The organism is Streptomyces sp. NBC_00466, from assembly GCF_041433995.1.
Classification (GTDB): domain Bacteria; phylum Actinomycetota; class Actinomycetes; order Streptomycetales; family Streptomycetaceae; genus Streptomyces.
In genome coordinates this window covers 882936-895545 of the sequence record NZ_CP107896.1, presented here as the reverse complement: position 1 = coordinate 895545, position 12610 = coordinate 882936, and the positions used below count along the sequence as shown (strand labels likewise).

General features: G+C 69.1%; 8 protein-coding genes. 4 read left to right on the top strand and 4 right to left on the bottom strand.

What is annotated here, in order from left to right; all coding sequences use genetic code 11:
* Nucleotides 1-191 precede the first annotated feature (191 nt).
* A complete protein-coding gene (locus OG210_RS03930) occupies nucleotides 192-449 on the bottom strand; it encodes a GntR family transcriptional regulator (protein WP_371534995.1) in 258 nt (85 codons plus the stop codon).
* Nucleotides 450-677: 228 nt separating this feature from the next.
* Here OG210_RS03930 and OG210_RS03925 point away from each other — a divergent pair, with 228 nt between their 5' ends.
* From OG210_RS03925 to OG210_RS03910, 4 genes are all read left to right on the top strand, one after another.
* Nucleotides 678-992: a hypothetical protein gene (locus OG210_RS03925; RefSeq protein ID WP_371534994.1), complete on the top strand. Its 315-nt coding sequence runs from the start codon at nucleotides 678-680 to the stop codon at nucleotides 990-992.
* Nucleotides 989-1216: a hypothetical protein gene (locus OG210_RS03920; RefSeq protein WP_371534993.1), complete on the top strand. Its 228-nt coding sequence runs from the start codon at nucleotides 989-991 to the stop codon at nucleotides 1214-1216. The genes OG210_RS03925 and OG210_RS03920 overlap by 4 nt, the downstream gene beginning before the upstream one ends.
* Before the next feature lie 122 nt (nucleotides 1217-1338).
* Nucleotides 1339-1617: a hypothetical protein gene (locus tag OG210_RS03915; RefSeq protein WP_371534992.1), complete on the top strand. Its 279-nt coding sequence runs from the start codon at nucleotides 1339-1341 to the stop codon at nucleotides 1615-1617.
* Nucleotides 1614-1946: a hypothetical protein gene (locus OG210_RS03910; protein WP_371534991.1), complete on the top strand. Its 333-nt coding sequence runs from the start codon at nucleotides 1614-1616 to the stop codon at nucleotides 1944-1946. The genes OG210_RS03915 and OG210_RS03910 overlap by 4 nt, the downstream gene beginning before the upstream one ends.
* Before the next feature lie 105 nt (nucleotides 1947-2051).
* Here OG210_RS03910 and OG210_RS03905 read toward each other — a convergent pair whose 3' ends face one another.
* The 3 genes from OG210_RS03905 to OG210_RS03895 form a co-directional block, all read right to left on the bottom strand.
* The gene (locus OG210_RS03905; RefSeq protein ID WP_371534990.1) at nucleotides 2052-7607 is read right to left on the bottom strand and encodes an Eco57I restriction-modification methylase domain-containing protein; all 5556 of its coding nucleotides are present in this window, start codon (nucleotides 7605-7607) and stop codon (nucleotides 2052-2054) included.
* 52 nt (nucleotides 7608-7659) lie between these two features.
* Nucleotides 7660-10746, bottom strand: a complete 3087-nt coding sequence (locus OG210_RS03900) for an SNF2-related protein (protein ID WP_371534989.1) — start codon at nucleotides 10744-10746, stop codon at nucleotides 7660-7662.
* Nucleotides 10747-10923: 177 nt separating this feature from the next.
* Nucleotides 10924-12267, bottom strand: a complete 1344-nt coding sequence (locus OG210_RS03895; RefSeq protein ID WP_371534988.1) for a serine/threonine protein kinase — start codon at nucleotides 12265-12267, stop codon at nucleotides 10924-10926.
* Nucleotides 12268-12610 lie beyond the last annotated feature (343 nt).

Here is a 12610-nt window from a genome sequence, read left to right as displayed (position 1 = left end):
GGCCCTCCCCGTGTTTCTTGCCCCCGGCCTGCCTCGGAGTGGTCTCACGACCCGTGCCGCAGCCCCTGTCACCGATCGTGGATGATCACTCCGCCCCCGGTCCTGACCACTTTACGTGCGGGGTCCGACAGGGGGGCCGGAATCGGCCGGGAGGGTGCTGGTGGGAGGGGGCGGCGTGCGGTGGGGGCGGGTCAGTCCCTGGTGGGGCTTGCGGTGGGTGGCAGGGGGTCAACGACGAACGTTCCCAGCCCGACCTCGCCCCGCGTCCATCCTTGCTCCCGCACTTGTCGCATGGCCTTCGACGCGGTCGCGTTCACCACGCCGAACTCCTGGGCGATCTCCAGAGTGGACGGCACCCGGCTCCCAGGTGGGTAGGTGCCGTCCTGAATGCGCCGCGCGATCTCCGCCGCGATCTGTCTCCATAGGGGGCGAGTGCGATCAAGGTCCATGGCGTCAGCGTGGGTTACCGCGGCTTTCTGCGCATCCGTAGATAACCGTGGATAACTGCGGCTACAGTGATGGTCAAGCACAGAAATGCCCCCAGGGTGGCCGGGCAAGGGCCGATCCCCAGGGGCCTACCGAAGAATGGAGCTTCGGATATGCGAAACCCTATCGCCGCGCTGCTTGCGTGGCTGTTGAGCGTGCTTGGGCCTGGCTCCGGGAGGTGCCGGGGCGGCTTGCTGCCGACCAACGCGCCATACGTCCGGTGGGCGGCGGAAGAGTCTGGCCGGACCGGCTCCCCGGACAGGCACGGCGCGCGTGAGCGGTTCGGTCAGGTGCGGGAACGGGCCGCGCGGCCGAGGTCCCAGTACGCACTCGCGGAGAGGCTCGCGGGGGAGGACACCGCCCTCATCCGTCCCTACCTCGTCGCGTACGAGCGACAGGAGGAGCGTGCCAGGCAACGGTTGCGGCGCCTCAACCTCGTGATGGCGGCGGACTTCGGCATCGACCTTGATGCCCGTGATGTGCACGCGATGGGGGTGGCCTGGTGAGCGAGTCGATCCCCAGTACGCCGGCGCGGAAGCCCGTCCGTATGTGCGTGCGCTGCCACTACGTCACGGACGAGCCCGTGGTAGTGGCCGAGGTGCACCAGAATTCCGGGCCTGGGTGGAACATGTACGCGTGCCCGGAGTGCGCGCCGCACCTCCCGCCGGTGCCCGACGTGATCGACCTCTTCCCGAGCCGGCGCGGCCGGACCGGGGACGGTGCCGCGTGAGGGCGGGAGGCGGGGTGTCGGTGCTCGCGTTCCACCGGGGGTGGACCAAGGCAGTACGCGTCGGCCCCGACGTGTCCACGGCTCCGCCGGATACGCTGGCTGGGCCCACCCTGGAGGTCACTGTGAGTACGCAACCGATCCACTCCGATCCGCAGCCGATCCCGCGCACGCAGAACGCCGTCGCCGCCGCGTTGCCGCCTGCGCAGCGGATGGAGTTCTACCGCGAGATGGGCGAAGCCACCCCCGAGACGATCGGCCACGTCCTGACGAACTGGTGGCTCCTCGTCCAGGTGGCGGGCGACCCGCAGACCGCGCGTACAGCCGCTGCGGTGAAGGCGGGCACCGCAGCGGGGCGCTCGGCTTCCGCGGTCATGCGGGAGCTGCGGGAGCGCGGGCGGTGAGCGACGGGGGCGACCTGTATGGGGGACCGGAGGAGGAGGATCCTCTGATCCTCTCGCCTCAGGTCGAAGACGTCCTCTTCGGCTTCGACACTCCCGCCGACGTGATGTCGGCCGTCTCGTCCGTCATGGTCGAGCTGCGCGAGGCCCTGGAACTGGGCGTGCTTCCTCCCAGCGGCCGGCCGCTCCCGGGTGTCCCCGGAGCGTATGTCTCGGCCATGCCGAGAGGCCTCGGCCTCATCGAGTTCCACGAGACCGCAACGGGCAAGGGGGAGCGCGGGTTCTACCTGGCCCGCGTGATCAGGACTGACGACTATCCCGCCGGGTTCTGACCCCGGGCCCACCGTGACCCTTGCGTCACTGGTGCCGTAGCGCGGCCCGGTTGTCCGCCCCGTTCTCCCTGAGGGGAGGCGGGGCGGACGACGTTCGGCACCCGCCTACTGCTCAGCGGACGCCGGCGACTCGGTGTCCCCGGGTTCCCACCCGACGGCCCGCATCCGCCGCGTGAACTCCGCGTGCGCGGCACGCATCTCCTTGACCCGGTTCGCCCGGTACAGGGGCCCCTCGTACCCGTCGGGCACGTTGGCTTCGAGCGGGAAGTGTTCGTGGGCGCCGAGCTGCTTCCAGGCGTCCTTCGGCTGGCCGTAACCGTGTTGCTGGTGCGCCTTGGCGATCCGCCGCCCGTTCGCGTCGAACCACATGTTCTCCTCGTACTGTTGGAGCACGGGGAACCGGGCGCGATACATGGCGACGAGTTCGTTGGCGCTGATGCCGAGCCATACGGCTACGAGGGCGTCGGTCTCCACGAGAGCTGCGCGGCGTGCGAGCTCACTACGAAGCGGGGTGGACGAGGACCAACCCGGTGTCAAGCCGACCGCGAGGGTGCCCAAGGCGAGTGGCCAGAGACTACTAGCCCATGAGTCGTCTGCCCAGGCGGGGTCGTGCAGCTTGGACCAGAGCCGTGCATAGGCGTTGCTCTGGCAATTGAGCCGCAGACTTCGCAGGAGTAGCGCTGGCTCCAGGGGATGCCCAGGAGTCGGAGCCGGCATGACCTGGGCCTCGCCTACCTGGAGATCTGAGCGCCCAGTGGCACGCAGGAAGTAGTCGAGAGGCAGGGAGGCCCAGAACCCAGCAGTGAGAGCAGTCTCGCGCTCCGTCTTCAGTGACATGCTGTGGACCATATGAACGTGGGCCGGTCCGGGAGGCATGATCGAGGCGAAGAGGCTGCGCTCGGTGTTCGAGGCGATTTGGCGACGCCAGACCAGGCGAGTGAAGCGCGAATAAGGCCGCGACGACCAGGCGTCGAGTAGCGCACTTTGCTCGCCCTCGTCGGAAACGAGAGCACTCAGTTGCGCCGCCACCCTCCCCTCGGTGAGCAGTTCTTGCCGCAGCTCGATGTCTTCCCACGTCCGCCTTGCCAAGGCTCCGAGGTACGCCTCGGCAGTGCAACTCATGGGCTTCCTGTAGTTCGTACGTGGCACCTCGTCATCTGCGAGATTCGTTGCAGCCCAGGGCTCCACTTCAAGTGAGGTGCGCGCACCATCGATCGGCCGCTTGGCGAAGGGCGTGGCGATACCGAAGAACGGCCCCTGAAGGATGACGTCGTTCCAGCTATCCGCAGGGCCGGAGTCCCAGGTGAAGTAGCCCGCCGTCCGGTCGTTCTTCTCGTCGAATCCACGGCTGATGCGGGGCCTCAGTGCACCGAGCCGACGCGGCCACCTGGCGAGGGCAGAGATGGCCGTCTTCTCAGAATCGGTGACGGGGAAGAGCAGCTTGGTCTCGTCGACAGGCGGAGGGTTTTCCTCCCCGGCCAGCTTCCGCCAGCTGACAAGTGTGGCGTGATCCACGGTGACGACACGCTTTGCGTGCGGTCGTTTGTCCCATGTGCCGTCGTACTTGATTCCGGGCGCGTCACCCCGGCCGTTGTGCCGCAGTGACTCAGAAAGCACCAGCGGGTGCACTAGCCAGCTGAGGTGCTGGAATCGTACTTCTTGTCCTCGTCCGTAGATGTTCACACTGAAGTGCGTGCTGTGATCTACGGGCCGGGCGAACAGGTAGAGCTCGTTCACGAAGTCCGCATGCAAGCGAAGGTGCCGGTATGCGGCCGTCCGGAGAACTCCCTCCTTGGACCCGGTCAGGTGGGTCGAGGGGTGGATGAGCCCTGCAGCGCCGCGTTCTCCCGTCGCGCGCCACACCAACAGCATGAATGCCCGATACAGATCTGGCTGTGTCCCCACCAGCTCCGGGTTGGTATCCACCGATGCCAAGTATCCCGACACAGCAGCCGAGTCCGCCAGCTCCCCCAGGAACGCCGACCGAGCCGCCGCCCCGCCCAGCACATCCGCTTTGCGCTCGGCCCAAGCTTCGTTGCTCGGCTTCTCCGCGAGCTCGAACCACGGCTCGAACTCCGCAAGGACCCCGCTCTCCTTCCACTCCTGCTTGACCCACGGCGGATTCCCCACCATCAAGTCGAACCCACCCCCCGCAAACACATGCGCGAAGTCCAACTCCCAGTGAAGGAACCCCCGCTCCTTCGCGATCCGCACAGCCGTCCCGTGCCACGGAAAGAGATCTCCCAGGCTCAGGAAGTCCACCCAGCCCGAGATCTCGCTCATCTTCTCGTCGAGGGCCTGCTCGAACTTGTCGAGGCTCTCAAGGCCGTTGACCTTCGGGATCTCGAACAGCGAACCGGTGCCATCCTTCCCCGGCTCCACATCCACCCTGCCGACGACCGACTCCGCGAACTCGATCCACTCGTCCAGGTTCCGCAGCGCCACCTTCCGGTCGCGGCCGCCCTTGCTGAGCTTCTTCAGGTCCTGCGCCCCGTTGAAGTAGTCCGGCGCCGTGCCGTCCAGGAGCGAGACCTCCTCCAGCGGCCAGAACCACAGCGCGCACCACGCGTCCATGACCTGTTTCAGCCGCCAGTACGGACTGCCCTCCATCAGCAGAGCCTCAAGCACGGCCTCCCGGTCCATCACCGGAGCCGACCGCTGCGCACGCCTGTCCGTACCGGGCCACACCGGGATGTCACGCGAGATCTCCCGCTCCGACAGCTCAAGCCGCAGCTTGACGAGGCCCCACAGATACTCCACCCGCTCGGCAAGCGCCCGCAGACGCCCTGTCTGCCCGTACGAGCCGTCGTCCGCGCCCGTACTGGTCGCCGACGGGGTGACGCGCTTCGCGGGAGTCGGCGCCACCGTCTCGGCCGCCGACGCTGCCGCGAAGTCGAACCCCGACTGCTCCCAGATCTCCAGGCCCAGATCCAGCGCCCCCTGCCCGGACCGTGCTTCCCTCTTCAGGACAGTGGCCTGACTGGTCGGGGCCTTCCCCGAGGCCGCAGCCGACGCCGACGTGGACGACGACTTCTTCTCGCCCTTCGGCGCCCGCCGCATCCCCGAACGCCACTTCCTCATCGCCTCGATGAGCGACGGCTCCAGCCACTCGGCCTCCGCCCCCGCCACCACGCTCTTCCCGGTGGCCTTTCGTACCGACACCGAGTCGCCGACCGATCCCCACCCCAGCGCCGGCAGCAGGAACTGGTGTACCGGCCGGTGAACGCCACTGCCCCCCAACGCCTCCGTCAGCGGCACCGCCCTCGGTGCCTGCTGGCCGGAGGACTTCAGCCAGCCGCCGTCACCCAGCGACTGGCCCGGGTACACCTTTCGCGCCGCCCCGATCAGCGAGTTGCCCCGGTGCAGGTGCAGCCCGAACCAAGGTGCCCGCATCCCCGGGTACATGGTGTTGAGCCACAGCGAGATCTCCGCCAGCTCCACCGCCGTCCTGTTGAGGTCGACGCCGTACGCGTTGTGGAGGGCGATGTACGCCTTGACCTTCTGGAGTTCGCGCGGGTACTCCTCCGGGTCGATCTGCTTGCCCTGCTCGCCCTGCTCCTTCTGCGCCAGCCTCAAGTACAGTTCGGCCAGCTGGTTGACCGCCTCGTTCAGGAACGCTCCGGAGCCGAGGGCGGGCTCGCACACCCGCCAGCGCAGCACCTGCTCCGCCGTGACGTCGGACTTCTCCGGCTCGCGGGGGTCGACGCGGCCCTCGTCGTCGAGGCGGAAGCGGAGCGTCTGCTCGACCGTCGCCTGGGTCAGGGACTCCGGCGTGTAGTACGAGGCGCTGGTCTGCCGGTCCCGGCCGGCCAGCCGGTACACGTACGAGCCGACCTCGTGCACCACCGAGTCCGGCACGCCCGTCTCCGGGTTGATGCCGTCCTCCTTGACGAAGACGCTGTCGCCCGGCGCGTCCGAGTACAGCCCGCTGCGCACCTGGTCGGTCGTGATCAGCCAGGACCCGCCCTCCGGGTTGCCGCCCTTGGCGACCTCGTACATCGGCTTCGTGGCGATGAAACCGGTGTACGACATCAGGCCCTCGTAGACCGCACCGAGGTGGTTGATGCTGAGGTTGGCGTAACTGATGAACCCGCCCCGGCCCTTGCCCCGACCCTCGACGAGGGTCAGGTTGCGCAGGACCTGGTGCAGCACCTTGTTGCGCAGGCGCAGGTCCAGAGGTTTCGCGGGGGCCGGTGAGCCGTCGGGGCGAGTCGGTTCCGGGTAGTCGATCCGCTGCCCGACCAGCCTTATCGACTTGGGGTCGAAGAGCCGTGAGCGCAGCGCCTCGATGCGTACGCTCTCATGGCCGTCGTCCTCGGCCGGTTCGGGCAGTTCGGACGACTCCTCGACCGGTGCGTTCCTGTCGGTGACCGTGTTCGCCACCGGGTGACCGGTGAACACCTTCTCGAAGAGCAGGGCCAGCGACTCGTGAAAGTGGTACCGGTCGCGGGACGCGCTGCCGAGCTTCTCCTGGACGACGAGCTCGCGCAGCCGGGCCACGCTGTACCCGGTCGCGTACTCCTCGCTCTTCACCGGCAGGATGTCGAGCTCCGGCCGGGCCTCCGCGTACAGCAGGAACAGGATCCGGTACAGGTAACGCAGCGACTCCTCGGTGAGCAGGCGCGGCAGGTCGCCGGGCTCCGGCAGGGCGTCGGGCAGCCACTCCGGCAGGTCCTCGGGGTGGGCCCCGGACTCCTCGCGGGCCCGCCTCAACACCTCGTTGGCGATGAGCTGGACGGACTTCTGGAGGCCGACGCGGAGCTCGGCGGTCACGCCCACCGAGTGGTCCCGGGACTCGGCCACCAGCTTGGCGATCTCGTCGTCCGAGCCGTCCTCCCCGGGGCGCAGGGAAGAGGCCGCGAAGATCGCCGCGATCAGGTCGATCTCGTTGGCTTTAACGCCCTTCGCCGCCTTGCGGGGCAGGGCGGTGTCCAGGTTCACGGCCAGATAGCGGCCCCGGGAGAACGCCTGCTTGTCGGCGAGGATCAGTACCCCGCCGAAGAGCAGCAGGGCGTAGCGCGGGGCGTTCTCCGCGTTCAGGACCCAGGAGGCCAGCTCGCGGACTGTCGTCAGGGTCTTCGAGGCCGAGACACGGACCGGTGCTGCGAGGAGGTTGGCGGGACCGTCGCCGCGTGTGGCATCCAGGTCCTCCGTGAAACCGCCGGTCAGGACGAGGACCCCGGGCTCCGAGTGGGCCACGGGCACAGCGACCGGGCCGGTCGGGGTGCGGGCCGTGAAGTGGCCGGGGCGTGGGGCGAAGTCCAGTGATTTCAGTAGGCGTTCGTGCCAGCCGGTCAGCGCGTTCCGCCACTCGCCCTCGGGCGTGGTGTCGGACTCGGTCTCCGGCGACAGTGGCTGGAAGACCGGCAGATCCGTGTCCGGGCCCGCTGCCTTCAGCACGGCTGCGGCCGCCGACTGCGCGGCGACAGCCGGTGCGTACTGCAGCCCGTTGTACTTCTCGGCGTCCGGGCCGAGCAAGGCTCGCGCGTCCATGTAGGGGCGGGTCAGATCACGCACGTTCTGCCGGGGCGTGGCCTCACCCTGACGCTCGCGCGCCGACCACTCCTTGAGGGGGCCGCTCGCCAGCTGCTTCGGCAGGATGTCGTCCAGGTAGAAGGACGGGAAGTACTCGCGCTCGTTGATCAGGGAGTCGAACGTCACGCCTGCTGCTCCTGCTCGCTGTTCATGGGGGTGAGGTCGTGGGGATGGGGACTCATGCGCCGGGCTCCAGCACGGCCAGGACCCGGATCATCGGCTCGCCCGAGGTGTGCAGCCGGGCGGCGGCCCCGGCCAGGCGGTCCGCGGCGTCGTCGCGGGTGGACCGGGTAAAGCCCGGAAGCAGCTCCTGTCGCCAGTCGCCGACCTGCTTCGCGTACGTGCGCAGCGGGGCGTCGACCTCCCGGTCGGCGATGTCCCGCAGACCGTCGAGTTCGCGGCGGGTCTCGGCCACCGCCTTCGGAACCAGCCGCTGAAGGTCGTCCAGAGGGCCCGGGGTGTAGTGGTCGGGCATGTCCGGGCCGATGCCCAGATCGGCGAGAAGCTTCGGCGTCAGTTCGCGGATGCGCGGCTCCGGCCCGTCGAGCCGGTCGATCGCACGCCAGGCGACCAGAGTCGGGCGCCCCTCGGCGTTCGACCACACGCCTTGGGTGAGGACCACCGGCGTGGAAGCGCGTTCGGGATCGATCTGGAGGACCTGGGCCTGCTGACGGCCGAGCTGGACGAGCACCTTGTCGGTGATCCACTCGACCACCGGGTGCAGTTCGCCGACGTAGTGGGCGTCCGGCCAGAGCGAGGACGAATTCGAGTCCTCCCGAGCCCTCTTGAGGGAATCGGCCGCGTCCTCGCGACTGAAGGTCAGCTTCATTCGGCGGGCGATGTTCTGGTCGCGCAGATAGCCGGGTGGCAGCACGTCGAGCCGGTCGGCCAGGTCCTCGGGAGTGTCGAAGCTCAGGTCGGTCCCGGTGAAGGTGGCGTTGAGGTGAAGCGCCTCCAGCTTGGCCAGCTCCTTCAGCCCGGTGCGTACGTACTGGAGGCGGTTCTGCTCCGGAGCGGTGTCGAACAGGCGCAGCTCGTCGACGGTCGGGACGCCGGATTCCGCCGGGGCCGATTCACGGCCGTCCTGCGCCGGAACGGAGTCGTCCTGTGCGTCGGACCCGTAGTCGTCCAGGTCCAGGTCGAAATCGAAGTCGGCGTCGAAATCCGTGTCCGGGGCGGTGTCACCGGCCTCCACCGGCGCCGGGCCCGTACCGAACTCACTCATCGTCTGCCGGGCGACGGGCAACGCGGCGCCCGGGCCGCCGCCCTCGGCGAGCGCGTCCACATCGACGGCCTGGAGGCCGGCGACCGCCTCCTCCGGAGGGGCCTCGCGGAGCAGCGCCTCCATCACGCGCCGCTCCTCCTTGTCCCAGTCGTTCTCCCTCGTGGCGGCCTCCACCGCACCGAGTACCTCGTGGACCCGGGCCTCGCGGGCGAGGACCTTCTCCGCGACGGTCCGGTCGTCCAGGGCGCCCTCGACCTCGCTCCGCAGGATCAGGGCCCGGAACTCCGGGCTCTTCGTCTGTCCGTAGCGGTCGATGCGGCCGTTGCGCTGCTCGACGCGGATCAGGCTCCAGGGAAGGTCCCAGTGAACGAGGTGGTGGCACTGCCGGTGCAGGTTGACGCCCTCGGAGGCGCCGTCGCCGGTCAGCAGCAGCCGCACATCGCTGCCGGCCCGCGCGAACTCGTCCACGTAGTCCATCTGAACCGTGTCGGAGACCTCACTGTGCATCACCTTCACCGCTGCCTCGCCGTCCTCGCGCTTCTTCCAGCCCAGCAGCGCGGGCAGCACGGAGCCGAGCCAGTTGAGGGTCTCGCGCCGTTCGGAGAACACGACCGCACGGGTCCGGCCGCCGGGTCCGACCTTGATCTCCCGGAGGTGGGCGACGAGTGCGGCGAGCTTGGCTGTGGCTGTGGGACCGGGTCCGGCCGTCGAAGCCTGCTCGATCTCGCGGGCGAGCTCCGTGAGCCGCAGCAGCGAGGCGACCTCCGGCACCGGCGAGTGCGTCTCCGCGCCGGTCAGCGGCGGATCGGTGACGTGCTTGTGGCCGTCGGGCAGGGCGTGACCGAGGCCGGACAGCTTCTTGCGGGCCGTCGCGAACAGGGCGCGGTGCGAGGACAGGAAGGACTTCAGCAGTACGTACGGGAAGAGATGATCGGCCCCGTGAAGGTCCGGGCTGCCGAGCCAGCCCTCGGTCAGCTCGGCGAAGACGCGCTCCTCCAGTTCGCCCGCCGTGCACGGGATCGGCTCCGACGCACCGCGAGGCGCCCAGGAGTCCTCCAACGCCCTGGCCACCTCCGTGCTCACCTTCGTACGGCGCAGCATGAGGTGGTGCAGCTCGGACGCCTTCGGGTTCTGCTCGTCCTTGACCGCCATCGGGTCCAGGAGCCGGACCAGACCGGTGAAGTCCCGCATCACACCGTTGTGCGGGGTGGCGCTCGCGAGGATCAGTGCGTCCGTCTGCTTCGCCAGCAGCTCGGCCAGCACGCGGCGGTCGCTGCCCCGGTTGATCAGGTTGTGGGACTCGTCGATCACGACGGCGTCCCACTCGATGCCCTGGAGCCACGTTCCGTAGCGCTTGGCGTTCTTCAGGGTGTCCATGGAGATGATGACGCGCTTGTAGTACGTGAACGGATTCCGGCCGACCGGGATCTTCCGTTCGATCCGGGAGATGCCCACACTGTCCAGGCGGACGAGGGGCAGCGAGAAACGGGTCCACATCTCGTGCTGGAACTGCTCCAGCACCGGCGCCGGGGTGACCACGAGAATGCGCTCGCCGCGTCCCCGGCGGATCAGCTCGCCGAGCAGGATCCCGATCTCCAGGGTCTTGCCGAGGCCGACCACATCGCCGATCAGCAGACGAGGCCGCAGTGGATTCGCGAGAGCCTTCTCGGCCGGACGCAGCTGGTAGTCCATGCGATCGAGCAGAAAGCCCTCGGTGAGCGCGAGGCGTCGCTCGATCTGGGGGAGCGGGGTCTTGCGCAGCACGGCTTCCAGGAACAGCCGGCTGAGGCGGAACCCCTCGGACCCGTCGTGGACGAGCCGGGTGTTCTCGGGGCGCAGCACGCGGGGCATGCCGTCGAGCGAGGTGAGGAAACGCGCCCGGTGCCCGCGCACCAGCTCGGAGGCGCCGGTGGCCTCGATCAGGATCTCGTCGGCGCGGATCCGGCTGCTGCTGCGGACCAGCCACTCCTCGTCCCGTACCTCGATCACCGTGCCCGCCGGGGGCGGGCCCGAGGAGGGTTCGGACGCTGCGTCGGGCATGGCGGGCGGTTCCTTTCGACAGACAGGCGGGACGCACGCCTGACTCGGGGTGCGCACGAGGTTCTGTTTCTACCGGTGCGGAGGGCGGCGCGGGCCCTTTCGAAGCCTAAACGGCCACAGGCGCTCTCGGTCCCGGGCCCGTTCTCGTAGCCAGGGCCGGGACCGGGCCGCGTCAGGTCAGAGGCGCCCGCTGTGGGCGTACGCCTTGCGCAGCCGCTCGGCGGCCCGCCGGGCGAGGGGCGGAGCCACGTCGAGTTCGGGCACTGCGGGGGGCTGCGGCGGTGCGAGAGGGTAGCTGGTGACCGGGGACTGCGCGGGGACCGGCGCGAGGGTTTGCGGAGCCGACTGCGCAGCGGGGTCCACCACCGTTGGCACGTACCCGGTGGGGCCGGGTGCGGGCTCGGCCGCCGGGTCCAGGGCTGCCAGGTCCGGCGCTTCGGCCTTCAGGAACTCGTCGAAGAGATCGGGCGCCCACGGGTCGTCCGGCGAGCCCCCGTCGTCGACGGCCTGCTGGGCCGCGTGCTGGACGTCGGGGTCCGGCAGGTCGGAGAGCGCCTTCGCGGGAAGCTCGGGGATGAGCCCGGCCTCCGTCACGAGGTCCCGCAGCTGGTCCGCGGCAGCCACCTCCGTTACCCCGTGATCGGCGAGCAACTGGCGAAGGTCGCTCTCGATCTCGTCGAGGGACGGCCGCTGCTCCGCCGTCTGCACGAGAATCCGGCCAAGCAGCGGCAGGCAATGCCCGTACACGCCGTTCCATTTCGGTGCGGCCTGCAGGGGAAAGAGAGGATACGGCGGACGCTTGGCGGCCGCGAAGAAAAGTACGGCACCCAACGAGTAGATGTCCGACGACTCGGTGACGTGCTTGGTGTCCCTCGCCTGCTCCAGCGACATATAGGTCGGGGTGCCGAATCCGGCGCCCGTCTTTGTGAGAGCCGCGTCGCTGTCCCGTTCGGTGAGGACGGCGAGACCGAAGTCGAGCACGACGGGGCCGTCGGGCCCGACGGCGATGTTGCCCGGCTTGAGATCGCGGTGCAGCAGTTTGGCACCGTGAATCGCGCGCAGGGCGTCCACCAGGGCGAGACCGAGCGCCCCGTACGGTCCCACGGCCAGGGGGCCACAGGTGTGGACGAGCTTGTGGAGGGTCGGGCCGTGGACGTAGTCCATGGCCAGCCAGGGCTGTTCGGCATCGGCATCGGCGCCGAGCAGCACCGGGACCCGCGCGCTGGCCACCGTACGCATCGTCTCGATCTCCTGCGCGAACCGTGCCCTGGCCTCTTCCTCGGAGTGCTCGGAACTGTCCCGCAGTTTCGACGGTTTGATCACCTTGACCGCCGCCAGGGGTGGCTGGGCCGACTCCTCGAACTCGGTCAGGTGGTACCCCGTCTCCAGCTCGGGACCGAGGTTCTCCAGGGGGAGCCTGCGTCCGAGATAGGTGCGGCCCATGCCGCCCTGTCCGAGTACGGCGAGCAGTTCGAACGGACCCAGTACCGCCGGATCCTTCTCCTCGTTCAGTTCGTACATGGCTCGTTCCCCCACCGCCGTCGTCCCCTGAATGTGGTGTCGTCGGCGGTGTGTTCGGCCTTGGAAGAGCAGACACGCGGCGGCCGGGGCGGCCGACGGCGCGCACAGCTGCTGACAGTCTAGGACGGGCGGCCGCGACTTCTCCCAGTGCCCGGGCTGGTCAATGAGCCGAGAGGCCGGATCGGATCAGGCACTGGCCGAGAAGCGACATACGGGTCCCGGGCATCGGTGGAAGCTCCGTCGCGGCGGACCGGGCTCCAGAGCGGTCGGATCCAACGGCGTACGACACGTGCGAGGTCCCAGCGAAATCCCGCAGGTACTGCCGCACCCGTCGGTGTCCCAC